Source organism: Granulicella sp. WH15 (genome assembly GCF_009914315.1).
Taxonomy (GTDB): Bacteria; Acidobacteriota; Terriglobia; order Terriglobales; family Acidobacteriaceae; genus Edaphobacter.
Map to the genome: position 1 here is coordinate 1089863 of NZ_CP042596.1, position 16478 is coordinate 1106340.

The 16478-nt window shown below is 53.6% G+C and carries 18 protein-coding genes; 12 read left to right on the top strand and 6 right to left on the bottom strand.

The genetic code is table 11. The features are described 5' to 3' along the window. Positions 1–263: 263 nt before the first annotated feature. The gene (locus FTO74_RS04770; protein WP_162537112.1) at positions 264–890 is read right to left on the bottom strand and encodes a hypothetical protein; all 627 of its coding nucleotides are present in this window, start codon (positions 888–890) and stop codon (positions 264–266) included. 76 nt (positions 891–966) lie between these two features. Continuing rightward, the gene (locus tag FTO74_RS04775) at positions 967–1833 is read right to left on the bottom strand and encodes a tetratricopeptide repeat protein (protein ID WP_162537113.1); all 867 of its coding nucleotides are present in this window, start codon (positions 1831–1833) and stop codon (positions 967–969) included. 62 nt (positions 1834–1895) lie between these two features. Between FTO74_RS04775 and FTO74_RS04780 the strand changes: the two genes are divergently transcribed. Genes FTO74_RS04780 through FTO74_RS04800 form a run of 5 tightly spaced genes read left to right on the top strand, consistent with a single transcriptional unit; the run spans position 1896 to position 4037 of the window. After that, a complete protein-coding gene (locus FTO74_RS04780) occupies positions 1896–2573 on the top strand; it encodes a hypothetical protein (RefSeq protein ID WP_162537114.1) in 678 nt (225 codons plus the stop codon). A 29-nt stretch (positions 2574–2602) separates the two neighbouring features. Further along, complete coding sequence (locus FTO74_RS04785; RefSeq protein WP_162537115.1) at positions 2603–3082, top strand: helix-turn-helix domain-containing protein; 480 nt, start codon at positions 2603–2605, stop codon at positions 3080–3082. Beyond that, a complete protein-coding gene (locus tag FTO74_RS04790) occupies positions 3079–3528 on the top strand; it encodes a hypothetical protein (protein ID WP_162537116.1) in 450 nt (149 codons plus the stop codon). The genes FTO74_RS04785 and FTO74_RS04790 overlap by 4 nt, the downstream gene beginning before the upstream one ends. A 7-nt stretch (positions 3529–3535) precedes the next feature. Continuing rightward, positions 3536–3850 carry a hypothetical protein gene (locus FTO74_RS04795; protein WP_162537117.1) on the top strand — a complete coding sequence of 105 codons (315 nt, stop codon included), beginning with the start codon at positions 3536–3538 and terminating at the stop codon, positions 3848–3850. Continuing rightward, positions 3834–4037 carry a hypothetical protein gene (locus FTO74_RS04800; protein WP_162537118.1) on the top strand — a complete coding sequence of 68 codons (204 nt, stop codon included), beginning with the start codon at positions 3834–3836 and terminating at the stop codon, positions 4035–4037. Before FTO74_RS04795 ends, FTO74_RS04800 begins: the two co-directional genes overlap by 17 nt. A 99-nt stretch (positions 4038–4136) precedes the next feature. Here the strand turns inward: FTO74_RS04800 and FTO74_RS04805 are convergent, their stop codons facing one another. Continuing rightward, positions 4137–4379 carry a hypothetical protein gene (locus FTO74_RS04805; protein ID WP_162537119.1) on the bottom strand — a complete coding sequence of 81 codons (243 nt, stop codon included), beginning with the start codon at positions 4377–4379 and terminating at the stop codon, positions 4137–4139. 347 nt (positions 4380–4726) lie between these two features. Between FTO74_RS04805 and FTO74_RS04810 the strand changes: the two genes are divergently transcribed. The 5 genes from FTO74_RS04810 to FTO74_RS04830 all read left to right on the top strand — a co-directional run bounded on the left by FTO74_RS04810 (position 4727) and on the right by FTO74_RS04830 (position 11712). Beyond that, a complete protein-coding gene (locus FTO74_RS04810) occupies positions 4727–5755 on the top strand; it encodes a recombinase RecA (protein WP_162537120.1) in 1029 nt (342 codons plus the stop codon). Further along, on the top strand, positions 5752–7266 hold the full coding sequence (locus FTO74_RS04815) for a DNA polymerase Y family protein (RefSeq protein WP_162537121.1): 1515 nt from the start codon (positions 5752–5754) through the stop codon (positions 7264–7266). Before FTO74_RS04810 ends, FTO74_RS04815 begins: the two co-directional genes overlap by 4 nt. Then, positions 7259–10474 carry an error-prone DNA polymerase gene (locus FTO74_RS04820; protein ID WP_162537122.1) on the top strand — a complete coding sequence of 1072 codons (3216 nt, stop codon included), beginning with the start codon at positions 7259–7261 and terminating at the stop codon, positions 10472–10474. The genes FTO74_RS04815 and FTO74_RS04820 overlap by 8 nt, the downstream gene beginning before the upstream one ends. Next, entirely contained in the window at positions 10461–10757 is a 297-nt protein-coding gene (locus FTO74_RS04825) for a hypothetical protein (protein ID WP_162537123.1), read from the top strand. The genes FTO74_RS04820 and FTO74_RS04825 overlap by 14 nt, the downstream gene beginning before the upstream one ends. Positions 10758–10938: 181 nt before the next feature. Next, positions 10939–11712, top strand: a complete 774-nt coding sequence (locus FTO74_RS04830; protein ID WP_162537124.1) for an Abi-alpha family protein — start codon at positions 10939–10941, stop codon at positions 11710–11712. A gap of 69 nt (positions 11713–11781) precedes the next feature. On the opposite strand, the gene FTO74_RS04835 is transcribed toward FTO74_RS04830, so the two are convergent. Both FTO74_RS04835 and FTO74_RS04840 read right to left on the bottom strand, forming a co-directional pair. Continuing rightward, positions 11782–12174, bottom strand: coding sequence for a ribonuclease H-like domain-containing protein (locus tag FTO74_RS04835; RefSeq protein ID WP_162537125.1), 393 nt, complete (start codon positions 12172–12174; stop codon positions 11782–11784). 16 nt (positions 12175–12190) lie between these two features. Continuing rightward, the gene (locus tag FTO74_RS04840; RefSeq protein WP_162537126.1) at positions 12191–13024 is read right to left on the bottom strand and encodes a hypothetical protein; all 834 of its coding nucleotides are present in this window, start codon (positions 13022–13024) and stop codon (positions 12191–12193) included. 723 nt (positions 13025–13747) lie between these two features. Between FTO74_RS04840 and FTO74_RS04845 the strand changes: the two genes are divergently transcribed. Together FTO74_RS04845 and FTO74_RS04850 are read left to right on the top strand one after the other, a co-directional pair. After that, positions 13748–14089 carry a hypothetical protein gene (locus FTO74_RS04845; RefSeq protein ID WP_162537127.1) on the top strand — a complete coding sequence of 114 codons (342 nt, stop codon included), beginning with the start codon at positions 13748–13750 and terminating at the stop codon, positions 14087–14089. An 837-nt stretch (positions 14090–14926) separates the two neighbouring features. Beyond that, on the top strand, positions 14927–15445 hold the full coding sequence (locus tag FTO74_RS04850; RefSeq protein ID WP_162537128.1) for a hypothetical protein: 519 nt from the start codon (positions 14927–14929) through the stop codon (positions 15443–15445). A gap of 111 nt (positions 15446–15556) precedes the next feature. On the opposite strand, the gene FTO74_RS04855 is transcribed toward FTO74_RS04850, so the two are convergent. After that, positions 15557–15811, bottom strand: coding sequence for a PDDEXK nuclease domain-containing protein (locus FTO74_RS04855; protein WP_162537129.1), 255 nt, complete (start codon positions 15809–15811; stop codon positions 15557–15559). Between the last annotated feature and the right edge of the window lie 667 nt (positions 15812–16478).

Here is a 16478-nt window from a genome sequence, read left to right on the forward strand (position 1 = left end):
AACTGTCGCCACTGCGAAATTAGAACATACGACTCTAGTAATCAAAGCAGCCTTTGACTGCAATGAGATGCCTCGGTCGGAATAGAACAGTCATCCCATGTCTTGCTTACTCTGGACGCAGTTTCCTTTTTCAGGTCGTCTGCATTGAACTGAACAGGAACAATCTTGCCCTTCGACCCTTCCTTGGGAAGCATGAGCCGACCAACCTTCCTCTGCTTAGGCATCTTTAAACTCCTGAACGATGTACGACGAATATGATAATGTCAATCTTCCTTGTCGATTTGAACCCATGAAATCGAGATTTGCTTCGGCGGATTCGGAGCGACGATAGGTTCAGTTGCCCAGAATGTAAGTGCAATTTGTTGACCAGCATTCAAGCGATTGGGGGTTCGAACTTTAACTCGGATGATGGTTGGATCGTTCGTAGTGCGAGGGTCTAACCAAATTCCTGTTTGAGTCCCAATAGCCTGAGATCCCCCTTCGTTCAATGTGCAAGGGAAATTGCACTTCACTCGAAATGATAAGTTCGAGATTGATGCATTTGCGGTAATAAGAGCTATCCCAGCACCATTAGCTCCGGCTACCGATTCAAACGTCCATTTTGGGCCTTGGGGGGAGTCGGGTTGAATAAACTGAATCACTGGCGCAGGGGGAGCTGGAATATTTACGATCAATGGAGACACTCCCTCCCCTTTGAGTTTTTCGCTCCAAATTTTGACCAATACGACAACAGCAAATATAAGCAGGGCGAGGCGAATGGGGCGATTGTTCATGATGCTCCACATACGTGGCCATCGCTTTTCAATTATTTCAAGCCGCCCAATTGTGTCCAGCCATTCAGTGACACCAACATACAAAATCAGTATGGTAATCACGGCGGTAGTAATCATGCCCCTAATCCTCCCATCGCACGCGGGCAGAGTCCAGAAATTTGGTAGTATCCCAATTCAGATTTTGGGTGGTGTCCTAATTGAGATTGGGGGCCTTATCTTGATTGGGTTGGGATGCCTTGCGGTGTCTGTCATGCCTTCCGCTGCCATACGGTCCCCACATCTTAGCCATAGTGTCCCAGTAGCGGTCTATCTCAAGAACCCACTCATCTCCGAATATATCCCGATAGTAAATCTGCCCATCGGCATACAGCGTGTACCCATCCTCGCCCCTGCGGACGGAATAGAACTTGTTCATGTCGGTCTCGGCCTCCGGAAGAAACTCGGTATCGTGAATGAGAGTTTTCCCGTCGTAAGGGCTGTCCTCCGGAGTCAGATTGCGAGGAAGACCGAAACTTTTCCAAGCACCGGCAGTTCTCTTCGACTTGCTCAAATAGACGATGATCGAATCATTGAGAACGTATGCGCGGGTTGTACCGTAAACCGTGATTCGGAAATCGACGGGATATCCACCCAACTTTGGCTCAAGGTTGAATTCCGGGGGCGCAAGTTCAACGCTAAGTTGCGCTCTCTGGGTGCTCTTAGCGTGTTCGACCTGAGCGCTGCTGGCCTGAGCGCCCAACAGAGAGGCTTGCGCCGCCTTGCGGGTTTCCCAAGACTGCCAGCCAACAATTCCAGCAGCCAGTGCCGTAACAATCAAAGTCCACCACTCGGGCTTTTTCCACCAATAGGCGGTGGCTGTGTCCGAGGCTGGCGGGTTATTGTCGGGTTTGGCATCATTTGTTTCGCTGTTGGTCTGTTTGTCTATGCTGTTCGACGCATGAACGGCTGGTTGGCTCTGTGCTGCCCCGTTATTTTTCTCATTGGCAGCGCCGTTTGATTGGGCGGACAGCGTACCAATTGCGAGGGCTGCGGCAACTGCCAAGGCCAAACGTTTGAACATAATGGAGAAAATGTATCACATAAATTACTGGACATTGACACTCTTCGGTGGAACGATTGGGCATGGAGCCAATTGAAGTCCTCAAGAGCCTACTGGACTGGGGCAAACGAATTCAGTTTGCAGCACAGGTCGTTGTCTTTCTCTGCTCAGCCTCAGTCGTGGCGTGCGTGAGGGGGATGCTTGTGTCTTGGACTCATATCCCCTCTCTCTGGCAGCTCCCTATTTATCTGGCTTGCGCCGCACTTGCCATAATGCTGTTTTCAGCGGCGGGTCGATGGATAAGTGGTCGTGTAGCAGTTAACGCTGGATCAACCGAAACAAAGAAGATACTCGAAGCGGTGATGATTGCGGGAGCAGAATTCGCTGTCTATGACCTACTGCAAGGCCGCGCTAAAGCACTCTCCCTCCAATTAGAAGAACTTTGGCATAGCTGGAATAACGAAGGTGAGCGGCTAATTCACCCGCTTACCTTGAAAGACACTCTAGGTAATTATTCGGCAAAGAACGCGGGGAAGCTAATTGACGGGAGACGTGATTTCTTAGTCCTCTATTCTCACCACATCGTCACGATGAAATCCTTAATTCCTGATTTCAAATCAAGAGTCGTTGAAGTTGGTTATCCTTCCGAGCTGCCTTACGTTGATGTACGCTCCGCGCTCGCTGACCATGCTGACGAATTAGGGAAAAAATCAAACAAGGCTTGGGAAAAGTACGGCAGGCCGCTTGATACACTGAAATAAATGTAATACGTTTATTCGGGTCAGGAGCTATGATCAACGTCTTACAAACCGATAAGCAAATCACAATTATCGCGGCGCTGGCCGAAGGCTCAAGCATTTGTTCAATTGAGCGTATGACGGGCGTTCATCGCGACACGATCATGCGGCTAGGCGTAAAAGTCGGACAGGGCTGCACGGCGTTGATGGATTCCACCATGCGCGACCTCACTTGCAATCGGCTGGAGATGGACGAGATTTGGGGATTCATCGGCAAGAAAGATCGCCACGTCCGAGACGGAGATGATCCGCGGTTAGGCAACGTATGGCCGTTCTGCGCGATTGATGCAGAGATAAAGTTGGTTCCTGCGTTCCGAGTAGGCAATCGAGATGCTGAGACGGCGGTTGGCTTGCACTTCGCTTATTACAATTTTGTGCGCCGCCACAATACGATCCGCTGTACTCCGGCAATGGCCGCTGGAGTTACACCTACTTTTTGGACGGCCGGAGACTTGGTGGAGGCGACTGCATGAGCGAACTCAAACACGAAGTATACAAACAGATTTTCGAGACATGGCGGTACGAGGTTGATTCATATTGGGTGCGCAACAACTATTTCGCCGCGTTTGAAACGGCGGCATTAGCTGGATGCTGGTACGTCGTAGAACACCATCATATGTGGGTCGGTTTGGCATTTGCTCTTTTGGGTTTAGCCTCAGCACTTATTTGGCGCATCACCAGCGAGGGGGTCCACAATTACGTCGCCTACTGGTGGAAGTCCGTGCAGGATATAGAAAACAAGCTCTCCCTAGAGTGTGAGGGATTCGACTATGCGACCAGACATACGGGGAGCGGACGCCCCCTAGGTCAACATCCCAGCGGAATGATTCTATTCATTCCGGTTTTGTTTATGTCAGCTTGGATTGTAATTGCAGTCTTCGCGGTTAAGTGTTTGTGCCCGTGTAATGGATGCTACTAAAAATCCTATGGCGATCCCCTCGTACATCGAAGACCTAAAACATGCGATTCACAAACTCCACGGTGCGCCCGCCACGCACCGTGAAAGTGTGCCTGTGAAAGAGGTATGGAACGGGCAGACGATCTGGGAGGGTATCGTTGAAGTCTTCGACTTGCACGGACACCCGGACGCGAATACATCCTATGCGTGGTCTCACGAAACTGATGCCCCCGACCGACCTCAGCACCACGTAACCGTCCTGCACGTCCCGCCAGTTGTCTCCCCAATTACCGCCGTCCGCGCCGCCATCGCGCAGGAGTTTCGCAATGCCCAAACAGCCTAAAGCACCATCCAAGCCAAAGCCGAATCCGGTTGGCCGCCCAAAACTTCACGATCAGGCCAAGTCCAGCATCGTGCCAGTTCGGTTCAATGCCGAAGATCGCAAGCGCGTTGAGTTAGCGGCGAAGACAAGCAAGCAAACCGTGTCCGAATGGATACGCAGCACCTTGAACTCGGCGCTGGAGGTGTGATGGCACTCGAAACGCGCAACGGAATTGTTGGAAAAGTGTGTTCTTCCTGTAAGGGCTGGAAGCCGTTAGACGGGTTCTACCGAGATGGGTCACATGGTGCTACGCAGGCAGGGAGGCATTGCCGATGCAAAGAGTGTTACAAGAAGGGCCGTCAGGCTCAGAAAGCAAATTAGGCACTACCCGAAAATCGAGAAGATCGGTCGGCCTTAGAGCGGCGCATTCCACCGGATAGGCTTTGGCGAAACTAAAGAGCAAAATCATCCCCACTTCACATGCTGGCAGATCGTCCAAATCCCATCGCTTGCTAAACGTCTCTTGAGAATCTTCTCCTGCGGTGGTCATCGAATGCCTCCGGCAAGGTGGAATGTCCTAATTTAGATGGGTCTTATGGACATTCCTGCGGTTTCCGACGGAAAAAAGTCTATGCCTTTTGATAACAATGACTTAGAAGATTCTCTCGACACTGTCGAGAGAATCTTTTGCGACTGAGTCAAATGACCAGTCGGGTACGGGTTGTCTTTTTCGTATCGCTCTTCAGGTATTTTGCCCTTTTCAATATTTTAGGCCACAGTTGCCAAAAAAACTTCTCCTTTATCAACAATCAGTTACTCCATATGTGCACCAAGCCTGGGGCAGCGGCAGTTGACGACAGCAGGTGAGTATAGGCGAAGATAAGGCGAATACGCGTTATGGCTACCACTTCTACAATTCGGCTCCAGATTGAATCAGCGCTCGCGGATAAGATTCCGTCAGCCCTCACTCCGGCCCCAAGGCTGATCCGGCCAATAACCGAGACAGGGATCGGTTCGCTCGATGAATTGTTGCATGGCGGACTGCCAGTTGGCGTCCTGAGCGAAGTAATCGGCCCTGAATGTTCCGGACGGACAGACATCGCACTTTCGTTTGTAGCGCACCTTACGCAAGCGTCGAAGGTCTGCGCATGGATCGACGCTTCGAATGCTTTCGACCCGGTTTCTGCTGCCGCAGCCGGAATCGATCTTGCCCGGCTTCTGTGGGTACGGTGTGGCGTCACAGCAGAGACGACAACAACTCGCCGGGCACGCAGTTTCGTGCTGCCGGAAAAGTACCTTGCTCCACGACCTGCGAAACAGGGCCTGCATGGTGGAGGCTTTGGTTCCCATCCGCGCAATGAAGTGAAGGGAATCTCCAATGCCGTCGGCGATCTCCTTCAGACGAAGTTGTTCGCCCCGCGTTGCGCAGAACCACAACGAAGGGTGCGTGAGGAGAGACAGGAATTCACACCGGCATCTCGAATGACTGTGACCAACGCCCTCCTTACCACCGCTGCGCGGAAACCGTGGTCGCGGATCGAACAGGCATTGAAAGCGGCGGACCTTCTTTTGCAGGTGGGAGGATTCAGCGCCGTGGTGCTCGACCTGTCCAGTATGGCTCCGTCGTTTGTATCGCGTATCGAGCTTTCGACCTGGTTCCGTTACCGCGCAGCGGCAGAGAAAACACAATCGAGCGTGCTCCTCCTTGCCCAACATGCATGTGCCAAGAGCGCTGCGGAGCTGGCAATTCATCTTCGGCCAGCGGAGATCCTGGCGGACGAAACTACGGTCTTTACTGGAATTCAGCCGCACGCGGAGATCAAACGGCAGCGCTTTGCTGAGACTCCCAGCAATGTCGTCCCCATGCGAAAGCCACCACAGAGTGCACAATGGCAGAGCCGCACGCCGTGGGCGGGTGCGCGATGACGAAGCCTCCGGAACTGTACGCGTGTCTCTACGTGCGGGAGTTTCCCGGTCAGGCATTGCTGCGTCTTCGTGCGGACCTGCATGGCAGACCATGCGTTGTCCTCGAAGGCGAGCCGCCGTCAGAGCGTGTCTGTTCGCTCAACAGCAAAGCACGCTTGCAGGGCATACGACACGGCATGACGCGTGTAGAGGTCGAGACTTTTCCTGACCCTGTCATCCTGTCACGATCCCCCACAGCGGAATCAGGGGCAAAGAGCATATTGCTCGAATGTGCGGGAGCCTTTTCTCCCCGCATCGAAGAGTGCAGTAATGACCTGGCCTTTCTCTGCGTTATCGATATTGCCGGGACACGGGGACTGTTTGGTCCTCCTGCCATGCTCGCGCAGAGTCTGTTGCAAAGGGTAAGGTCGCTCGGTATCTCGGCTCGAATTACTGTAAGTCATAACTTCCATGCGGCGGCGTCTCTTGCAAGAGGCCCGCTCTCAAAATCGGCGATTCAGATCATCTCACTGAATGAGGAAGCAGACGCATTGAGTCCGCTTCCGTTGACGGTTCTCGATCTGACGGAAGCGCAGGCAGAGACCTTCGCATTATGGGGGATTCGCTCGCTCGGCGCTTTGGCTGCATTGCCGGAAAAAGAGCTGATTGCACGGACGGGGCAGGAAGGGAGACGGCTCCGCGAACTGGCGCTCGGTATCCATCCCCATCTCTTCCAGCCAATCGAACCACCCTACATACTCGAAGAGCGCATAGAGTTCGACGCGCCTGTAGAACCGCTCGATTCATTACTCCTGGCAGTAGGAGTGATACTCGATCAACTCATTCTGAGAGCGACGGCGCGTGTCTTCTCCCTGTCTGCTCTTACGGTCACACTGACACTAGACGACGGAGGATTGCACACGCGAACCATCCGACCGGCACAGCCGAGTACAGATAAGCAGCTCTGGATCAAACTCCTCCATCTCGATATGCAGGCGCATCCGCCGTCCGCTGCAATTCTCGCCGTGACTGCATCGGCGGAGCCAGGCAGCACGACCAAAATCCAGCTCGGTCTCTTTTCTCCCCAGCTTCCAGAGGCAGACCGTCTCGATGTCACGCTGGCGAGGATTCGGGCCATCGTCGGCGAGAACAATGTCGGACGCGCCGTGCTTCAGGATTCGCATTCGACTGAACCATTCCGCATGGAGGCGTTCACCGTGCCCTCCGGTGAGTCCGATGTAGCAGCGGCAGAGCAGGCGCGTGCGTCAATCCGCAAGCTCCGGCCTTTGGAGTCCGCTTCAGTTACATTGCAGAACCTGCGGCCCTCGATGTTCTTTTTCAGGGAGCAGCGCTATGTGGTCGAGCGTGCTTATGGGCCTTGGATCGTCGGAGGCGACTGGTGGGCGCAGACACTTTGGGGATGCGAGCAATGGGATCTCATCGCCCGGTCGCAGGATGGCTCCATGCTCTACTGCTGCATGATGCGCGACCTTCTGGAACACAAGTGGCAGATGGCGGCGCTCTATGACTGACCGCTATGTGGAACTCCATGCTGCGAGTGCGTTCAGCTTTCTCGAAGGCGCATCAGAGCCGGAGAAGCTGATCGAGCGAGCTGTCGAACTGAATATGCATGCGATGGCCTTGCTTGATCGCAATGGCGTCTATGGCTCGGCGAGGTTTCATACCTCGGCGAAGCGCAACGAGATTCGGGCGCATGTGGGAGCAGAGGTCGCGGTATCTTCCCTCGGGTCCAGACTGAAGCCACCCGCATGGTTGCCGCACCGGCACATCACAGAACCTGTCCGCCTTCCACTGCTTTGCGAATCGCGCACTGGATATCAGAATCTCTGCCAGCTCATCACGCGGTCCAAACTGCGCGAGGCCAAGAAGTCGGAGGGTGCGGCGATCTTCAGTGACCTGGAGCAATATGCGGCGGGATTGATCTGTCTTACAGGCGGCAATGAAGGACCGTTAGCGGCGGCACTGATGCGCGGTGGCGAAGAGGAAGGCCGAGAGACGGTCGAACGGCTCGCTCGGGTCTTCGGTCACGACAATGTTTATGTTGAGCTACAACGCCATTGTGAGAGGGAGGAAGAGTGGCGCAATCAGGCGGCAATCCGCATCGCCCAATCGCTCCATCTCCCTGTGCTCGCCACCAATGGGGTTCGCTATGCGACAGCGTATGAGCGCGAAATTCTGGATGTGTTTACGGCGATACGGTATCACACCGAACTCGACAAAGCGGGCCGCCTGCTTGCTCTCAATGGCTATCGCCATCTGCGGACTGCAAAGGATATGGTCTCGCTTTTCCGCGATGTTCCCAATGCTGTCGAGAACACCGTCGATCTCTCCTCCCGGTTGAAATTTGAGCTGGACGATCTTGGATATCTCTTCCCCAGTTATCCAGTGCCGGACGGCGAGAGCATGGAGAGCTTCTTACGCAAGCGCGTCGCCGAAGGTGTACAGGTAAGGTATGGCCCGAAGAAAGATCGCAAGCTATTCGCGCGGGCACAGAAACAGGTGGAGCATGAGCTTGCTCTCATCGAGAAGCTGGGTTTTGAAGGGTACTTTCTCATCGTTTGGGATATCGTGCAGTTCTGTAAGCGCAACGGTGTCCTGATTCAGGGCAGAGGAAGCGCCGCGAACTCTGCTGTCTGCTATGCGCTCGAAATCACCATCGTCGATCCAGTTGGAATGGATCTTCTCTTCGAGAGATTCCTGAGTGAAAGCCGGAACGAGTGGCCCGATATTGACCTCGATCTGCCGTCCGAGGAAAAACGCGAGGAGGCGATCCAATACGTCTACCAACGTTATGGAGAGTTGGGTGCGGCTATGACGGCAAACGTTATTACCTATCGACCTAAATCCGCGATGCGCGAGGTCGGAAAGGTGATGGGGATCGCTAACGATTCGCTGGATAAGATGTCCGGCGCTGTCGGCAACTGGGAGTGGCGCGGGCCAAAGGATACAGTCGCTCACAGCGTAAAAGCTGCCGGGTTCGATCTGGAAAACGAGCGAATCGCCAAGGCCGTCGAAGTTGTGATGCGGATTCAGGGGATGCCTCGCCATCTCGGACAGCACAGCGGCGGAATGGTGATCTGTCAGGGGCAACTCGATCAGGTTGTTCCGGTGGAACGAGCATCCATGAAGAACAGGACGGTCATTCAGTGGGACAAAGAGGACTGTGCCGACATGCACATCATCAAGGTCGATCTGCTTGGCTTGGGCATGATGGCCGTTCTCTCCGACTGCCTCGACCTGGTTCCCGAGTTTTATGGAGACAGATTAGATCTTGCGCAGCTCCCGGAAGACGACGAAGTTTATCAGACTGTTTCTCGCGCCGATACCATCGGCATGTTTCAGATCGAGAGCCGTGCGCAGATGGCTTCGTTGCCGAAACATCGGCCCAGGACCCGATATTGCATGACAAAGCAGAATGCCCTGATCCGGCCAGGCCCGATTCAGGGTGACATGACTCATCCATATTTAGAACGACGTATGGGCAGACAGCCGGTTACCTATCCACATCCCTCTCTCAAGCCAATTCTGGAACGCACGCTTGGCGTGCCGCTATTTCAGGAGCAGTTATTGAAGATGGCCATGATTGCAGGCAACTTTAACGGTGCCGATGCGGATGAGTTACGTCGAGCTGTAGGCATGAAGCGTTCCTGGGAACGAATGAAGAATCTCGAAGGCAAATTGCGGGCTGGGATGACCGAGAATGGCATCGACTCCAAAGCGCAGGATCAGATCGTTAAGAACATCAGCTCTTTCGCCCTCTACGGCTTTCCGGAATCGCACGCAGCATCCTTCGGCGAGATTTCCTATGCTTCCGCTTATATCAAAGTGAAATATCCGGAGGCTTTCCTCTGTGCCATCCTGAACAATCAGCCGATGGGCTTCTACTCCGCGGCCACGTTGGTCAAGGACGCGCAACGTCACGGTGTTCACATGCGAGCCATTGACGTGCAGATCTCGCAGTGGCAATGCACCATCGAAGAAGAGAACGAAAAGCTCTTTGTGCGTGTCGGCCTCGGGTATGTGAAGAAGCTGAACCGGAGAGCTGTCGATGCACTGACCGAGGCCCGTGAGGCAGATGGGCCTTTCCGCTCCATCGACGACCTCACCCGGCGCGTGCCCTCTGTCAATCGAAATGACCTGGCTCGATTGGCGAATGCTGGTGCATTGAACACTATCGATGGAGTGAGGCATCGGCGCGATGCGATCTGGCAAGTCGAGCGTGCAGGCAAGCTGGAGGGTCCGTTGTTACGACAAAATCAGGACGCTTTATCTGAGGAGGATGGAAATCTGCCGCTGCTGCAAATGAGCACGGAAGAAAGACTCATCGCCGATTATGCCGGAACAAGCCTCACCATCGGCAAACATCCGATGGCATATCGCCGCGCAGCCCTTCGGAAAAAGAATGTGCTTTGTTCCGCCGATCTGGAGAAGCGGCGTCACGGAGAGTTTGTGCTGGTTGCCGGTTGCGTCTCGGCACGGCAGCGTCCTGGCACCGCCAACGGGATCACCTTTATGTCGCTGGAGGATGAAGCCGGGCTAGCCAATCTCATCATTATGGTTGATGTCTATGAAAGACATCAGACAACAGTTACCTCCAGCAAGTTCGTTCTCGCGGGTGGTGTCCTACAGATTCAGGATGATGTCATCCATGTCAAAGCAGCGTGGGTGAAGCCTCTTTCCGACTACGGTTTGGAGGTGCAGTCGCATGACTTCCACTAAACCTAATGACCGCAAGATCGGCGGCTATCGCCGTGAAGTAGATTTTCAGAAGCTCGGTCCCGCGTTGGTGATTGCTTCCAGTCTGGTGCTGGCCATCCGGACGGCACGCTGGAGTCCGACACACAGCGACGGGCTTGCCAATATGGAATGGGAAAAAGAGGTGGAGCACAGCGTTCGTATTGCGAAGATTGTTCTTTCGCATCTGACCGCTCGCTCACCAGACCTCTTTCAAATGAAAGATGTTGCGTGGTACGTTGCGACCGATGACGAAGTGCCGAAGTGATTCAGCCAGGCAAAAATCAGACAGATGTATCCCGCGAAGCCGAACGAGCATGTTCCCAATGCCGTTTTTGAATTGATTACTAACCCAAATTGGGCAAGTGAACGTGCATACTGATGCTAATTCTTCACGGGCTCATTTCGTGGGTACGGTACAGTGATAAAACTCATATGGAGACTAAACCATGCACCTTGATCCCAATGCGGTCAAAGATGCGCTCAGCATCCTCAATAATGAGCAGGTCAAGAATGTCCTCTCGCCCGCTACGAAGGCCATAGGGGAAAGCCTAGCTGATTTGTATCACGCAACAATCGGCGACAACCTAAAGTCGGTTGCAGATAAAGTCAGACAGCGCCGTAAGGGGAAACGCGAAGCTGAATTTGAAGATTTCAAGCGCATCATGCCCCTGCTACAGGGAGCTTCGGTACAGTCCGAGGACACATTGCAGGACCGCTGGGCAAACCTCATAGACAGCGCCATTGACCAGACCGAGGGATATTTGCCGTCATTCGGTCAGACCCTATCGGAGATGACCGCTGACGAAGCCCGCTACCTCGACCGACTTTGGGCATACTTCTCTCAGCCTCTTCCCTACAATTCCCCATATCCCCAGGCGATGTGGCCGGTCGAAGTGTACAAGCTCTATGACCTCTACGAACCAACTCTACGCAGCGTAAATGACGTAGAGGCACAAATTTTCAAAGATCAGATGAGTGCGCAAGACCACGCGAATTATGCGCGACTCAACTACATCCGGCTTGTAATTCAGGACCTTGTGAGGCTCGGTATTCTTGCAATCTCCCAATCGCTGCCTGAAATAGCCTTCGCCCAAGCTCAGAAGGACTTGACGATAAAATATGCGCTGACACATTACGGGGTAAGCTTTATCCGCGCGGTCAGCGGAACTCCAAAGCCCACGGAAAAGGACGGCCCGCCTGAGGCCGCCCAGTCCGAGTAGTTACAAAACAAAGAAGGAAAACTTCACCGAATTGCTCTTCTTTCTAAGCTGGATTTCCGTCCATAATTTTTAGTTGGTCTCGTTCCATAGCTGCCACAGCTTGAATGTCATATAGCAGTCGCACTCTACCGACCCCTCGTGCGTGTCGGGAAATGTTGGGCAGTCGCCGAGGTGCATTTTGTACGTCGAGATCAGGTCCATACCCCATATGCGATCACTCCAGCAGATGCTTCTCATGTCCGAGTGAACACCCTTGAGAGGGAGAGCACTGGACAGCCCCGCGAACTTCCCCAATTTTTCAAGATCATAGTGCTTGCCGTTGTAGGTGATGACCTCGTGGGCGGACTGAAGGCGACGAATGGCTCTCGCGATAGATTGATCGCGATAGAACCTAAAACAACGCGATTGGACAGAGTAGATTCCCACGATGTCCTGTCCGGTATCGACTACGAGGGTCGCCATCCCACCTCCTCACACTCTAATCGCCGAGCTTGATGCTCAGACCCTTCGCTTCAACTTCTTCCACGATCCGTAGGAGCTTTTTCGTTTTGCGTGCTTTCTTGCTGCCCTTGTTCATATCGCCTCGCACTGTCTTCGCAAGCTCGATCATCATCACTGACCCTTTCGGGCTCAGATTGATCGAGTATGCACCCCTTGCCGACCGCACATTAGCGCCGATGTACAACTGAAACATCACGCCGGGAACATAGAAGAAGAAATTCTTGAAGTCAGAGTTGTTCCCAGGCCGTGGTCCGATGGTTGCTGGATACCGTATCGCTCCTGATTCGACAGCAACAGCCAGTGCCATACGCATCGGCAGTTTCGCCTCTCCCACAAGGAAGCGGCGCATTGCCTCCCTATCCTCTTCACTCAGATCAATTCCTGGCTTATCGCCATTCCCGAACGAACACACGGATGCTTTCCACAAGATGCCGATGCCAAAGTGAACCAGCTTCGCGACATCAATCTCCGGATTCTCCGCCGCCGCGTACACCGTCATGCTCGGGGTTTCTTCTAGAGCATCCTGCTTCACCAGTCGGTCGTACAGCAAAAACCGACCGCCTAACCGTGGGAGTAGCGGGATGACATAGCGTTCGCCGTTTGTGTTCAGGCTGTTGTCACAGGGCGAACAGAGCAGATATTCCTTCGTCTCCATCTGCGTTGGCCGAATCACGTCAGAAGTGACGCTCACATGCTCACGCATTTCGTTCTGGCACAGCGGATAGACACCGGACGAGATGAGATGACTCTTGATGAGTTTTGTCTCCTTTCGACACATCGGGCAGATCCCAACGGGTGCGGGCGCTTTCATGCTGCGATTGTACGTTTACAAAGCGCCATACAGTGTCTATTCCGTTCCCGAGGGTCGTAATATGGCGCACTGCGCAGGATTCAATCGTCCTTATGAATTTCCTCATACCCGCTCAAGTCGAACTTCTTAGGCAGCGTGCTGCAAGTAGCGCAAGAGCTGTGCCCGCAACTCGACGCCTGATGATGTGCATTTGAAAATGGAGCATGGATCATTTTGGTGTAGCGGAATCCTATGATCCGTGCTCCGATATCTCATGTGGAAGAGTGAAAACATCGTAACGTTGGAGAAGATATTTTTCTGTCCAGCCGGGCACTGCATCACACGGCAATTCACGCACATTCAGCACCACGGCGGATATCGGCTGATCGAAGATCAGAGATTCGATGGATTGCTTTGTGCTACCTGTGGGTGGACCGGTAACAGACGGGGCAAAGAAGGGAAGCTCCGTGTCGTCGTCGTTTAAAGGTTGTCTAAGGCAAGGTCCGGCTGACTGCGCATCAGTAGGCCACCTACGCAACGAGAAAGAGCAGGACCATATCGGCCCTACCCTTCGATCTACGCGGTATCGAATACAAGCGGAAGTTGCGGACTTCCCTGTGATAAATTGGCAAATCGAAACCGTACTGCGTTCCACCTCTACTGAGGCGATTGCCACCAGGTTGAGCATAAGCATTGACGTAACTGGCATTCTGGCCCATCATCGGGGCAAAGGAGCGACAGACGATGCCCTCTGAAACTTTGTTCGAAGCCTACCCGAGTCTTTATAGTCGAATCGAAAAAGTAGCGCCCACCATGAACGGGCAATTCCACTGTGAACCGTTAATAAACGGATACATCCCCATTCTCACTATAGAGATTCCCGAAGGTCTGCATGTTGAGTTTGCGCAATCACCAGTCAGCACCCGCCATGTCATTGCCCGTCGTAAATTCAACGGAAAGCGCAAGACGGATTGGACGCTGGAGCTTCGAGATGGAACGTGGCAAGGCCCGAAGGGTGATCTTTTGAGCGACGAAGACATAAAGACATGTCTTACTTACGATGGTATTGAGCCTGCTTTTTTCTGATTAGGTGCATTAGAAGAGGAAAACAAGCGTATACGATACGTCAACGGGCACACGGTGCTTGAGCGGCCTCTTTCACGTATCCTATGCCCGCTTACCGCCACCGGGCTTCAACGGCGACCGCCGAGATTCCTTGTACTTTTCGTGTGGCCTCGGGTCTGGTTCAAAGTGGTCGCCCTCTATGGCCCGCTTGCCGCCGACCATCTTGCCGCACTCACAGCGGAGCTTTCCATCCAGCAAATCGAGCGTTCCTTTACCGTGAGCCTCCGCAGCTTCTTTCTGGCTACGTTCGGTAAGCGGCCCGTAGCAAGGGTCTTTCGGGCGAGACGTAAAAGCCCGTAGCACCCCAGACGAGATTCTGCGTCCCTTATAAGGCGTCCTACCCATCTTCTTTTTCATACGACATCGTACACCTGCATATCCCCGTGCTGCTCCCACTGCTCCACACTGGAGCCGTCCACCGTCGTAGACCACGCCTATCCCCGTCTCAAGGGAGAACCGGTCTCACGAACAGAAGAGCAGCACATCAAACTTATGGCGGGCTGATTCTTCCCCCACCAGAAATCCCATCCAACCCTGACCGATACTCCTGCCATCCTGCCGGAAGAGCATCACGCGCCCGGCAGGCCCTCGTGGAGATCGGCGGCTTCCGGAGAGTCAGCAGATAACGCGACTTTCCAACTTCATTGTGATCCGGCGGTAACGATCATGCTCAATGAATTAAAGGCAAACGTATCATGTCCGAAGAAGTACCCTTTGCAAGTCGGCCAGATTGGGCCGGGGTGCTTCCTATATATAGATCTGCTAATGTCCAGTATCAGATGTAGTGTGGGAGCACGGATGGATATCGAAACTGGCGAGGAGACATCGCACTACCGTCACTCGACACTTCGCGAGAGGATCGTCGAGCATGTGTTCGTCGGCGAAGCGTTGCGGTGGCTGTGGTTGCATCGCGTGACGAATGTTGAGGTGCTGCGCTCCGAGTTCGACGCAGGAGGATACGACCTGGTGTTGAGTCAGGGCAGGATCGTCAGGCACATTCAATTCAAGACCTCAATGGCCGGTGCCAAGGTGGCCAGTATTAAGGCAAGCCTCAAGCTCATGGACAAGCCCAGCGGCTGCATTATCTGGATCGTAGTCACTCCAGAGTTGAAACTCGATTCCTACCGCTGGCTGGGTGGCCCTCCAGGTTACCCGCTGCCCGACATCCGGGACATGAGAGTCGCCAAACATACGAAGGCAAACGCAAAAGGCAAAAAGGCCGAACGGCCAGATCAGCGGATTATCCCTCGTAGTAGATTCGTTTCACTTGGCTCGCTCGACGAAGTGTTGGAGCGGCTATTCGGACCGTTGACATAAGCCAGCTTGCCGGTAGTTTGAGTATTTGAAGTTCCTACTGAGGAAGAGATGCCGTTCGCGGCCCACGCCGAGAGTACAGGGGAAGAAAATCATCCAACAGCCGTCTCCACCCTACGAATCGGGGTGCTCGGTGAGTCGCAAGCGGCGTTCTTCAAGTTGCAGTCGGGAGCGTTCCAGTTCCTCTACAATCATCGCTTCCTTCGGAAGCACCGTCGGATATTCTGTAGCGAGCACTTTGTTGGGCAAGTTGTCGAGGGCATATCGAGCTTCGGCTGTGCCCTTTCCCGCGCAGAGGATGAGACCCACAGGAGGATTTTCTCCTTCCTTCAGCCGGTGCTTGCGGGCATAATTCAAATAAAGGTGCATCTGTCAGGCGTCGGCATAGATGAATTTATCTATACCGACGCGAATATAAAAAGGATGAGTTCTGAGAGATCCTGGAATCGGACGCGAACGACTAGCCATCAAGCGCAACAATCCATACCCCATTTAGCCGTTGTAATCGCGCCGCTCGGTGCTCAAATGTGACGTCGTACTGGCCGTCTGGTAAATCTTTAGGCTCCTCGTGAATAGTAAAGTTAGCGTACTTGGATTGATTAGTTCCGGGCAGTGAGACTTTTTCGGCTCGGACGGTACAGTCAGCATCCCTGCCCATACCTCTCAACCGGCCTGACAGCATGACGTTTTCTCGATGCGATGGCATGAACCCCCCTTACGGATTGGACAACCTGAGCAGTGTAGCTGGAAATCGATCAAGGTATTTGACATGCCAATATCAATAGCATGACACGCCATTAGCTAGGTTAGAACTCCACGTCCGCGCCACGGCATCACCGAAATGTTTGGCCGCTCCCACAGGGACAGTCAACGTTTCGGTCAGGCCTGGGGGTCTTCATCCATGAAGAACAGGACGGTCATTCAGTGGGACAAAGAGGACTGTGCCGACATACACATCATCAAGGTCGATCTGCTTGGTGCGGGTATGATAGCTTTTCTCTCCGATTGCGTAAATTGGGTTTCCCGAGTTTTATGG

Excerpts from the sequence above, each read along its gene's own strand:
- FTO74_RS04810 (WP_162537120.1), top strand. The coding sequence starts at position 4,727 with ATGGCTACCACTTCTACAATTCGGCTCCAGATTGAATCAGCGCTCGCG.
- FTO74_RS04850 (WP_162537128.1), top strand. The coding sequence starts at position 14,927 with ATGGATATCGAAACTGGCGAGGAGACATCGCACTACCGTCACTCGACA.
- FTO74_RS04770 (WP_162537112.1), bottom strand. The coding sequence starts at position 890 with ATGATTACTACCGCCGTGATTACCATACTGATTTTGTATGTTGGTGTC.
- FTO74_RS04775 (WP_162537113.1), bottom strand. The coding sequence starts at position 1,833 with ATGTTCAAACGTTTGGCCTTGGCAGTTGCCGCAGCCCTCGCAATTGGT.
- FTO74_RS04790 (WP_162537116.1), top strand. The coding sequence starts at position 3,079 with ATGAGCGAACTCAAACACGAAGTATACAAACAGATTTTCGAGACATGG.
- FTO74_RS04825 (WP_162537123.1), top strand. The coding sequence starts at position 10,461 with ATGACTTCCACTAAACCTAATGACCGCAAGATCGGCGGCTATCGCCGT.
- FTO74_RS04805 (WP_162537119.1), bottom strand. The coding sequence starts at position 4,379 with ATGACCACCGCAGGAGAAGATTCTCAAGAGACGTTTAGCAAGCGATGG.
- FTO74_RS04815 (WP_162537121.1), top strand. The coding sequence starts at position 5,752 with ATGACGAAGCCTCCGGAACTGTACGCGTGTCTCTACGTGCGGGAGTTT.
- FTO74_RS04835 (WP_162537125.1), bottom strand. The coding sequence starts at position 12,174 with ATGGCGACCCTCGTAGTCGATACCGGACAGGACATCGTGGGAATCTAC.
- FTO74_RS04780 (WP_162537114.1), top strand. The coding sequence starts at position 1,896 with ATGGAGCCAATTGAAGTCCTCAAGAGCCTACTGGACTGGGGCAAACGA.
- FTO74_RS04820 (WP_162537122.1), top strand. The coding sequence starts at position 7,259 with ATGACTGACCGCTATGTGGAACTCCATGCTGCGAGTGCGTTCAGCTTT.
- FTO74_RS04830 (WP_162537124.1), top strand. The coding sequence starts at position 10,939 with ATGCACCTTGATCCCAATGCGGTCAAAGATGCGCTCAGCATCCTCAAT.
- FTO74_RS04845 (WP_162537127.1), top strand. The coding sequence starts at position 13,748 with ATGCCCTCTGAAACTTTGTTCGAAGCCTACCCGAGTCTTTATAGTCGA.
- FTO74_RS04855 (WP_162537129.1), bottom strand. The coding sequence starts at position 15,811 with ATGCACCTTTATTTGAATTATGCCCGCAAGCACCGGCTGAAGGAAGGA.
- FTO74_RS04785 (WP_162537115.1), top strand. The coding sequence starts at position 2,603 with ATGATCAACGTCTTACAAACCGATAAGCAAATCACAATTATCGCGGCG.
- FTO74_RS04800 (WP_162537118.1), top strand. The coding sequence starts at position 3,834 with ATGCCCAAACAGCCTAAAGCACCATCCAAGCCAAAGCCGAATCCGGTT.
- FTO74_RS04840 (WP_162537126.1), bottom strand. The coding sequence starts at position 13,024 with ATGAAAGCGCCCGCACCCGTTGGGATCTGCCCGATGTGTCGAAAGGAG.
- FTO74_RS04795 (WP_162537117.1), top strand. The coding sequence starts at position 3,536 with ATGGCGATCCCCTCGTACATCGAAGACCTAAAACATGCGATTCACAAA.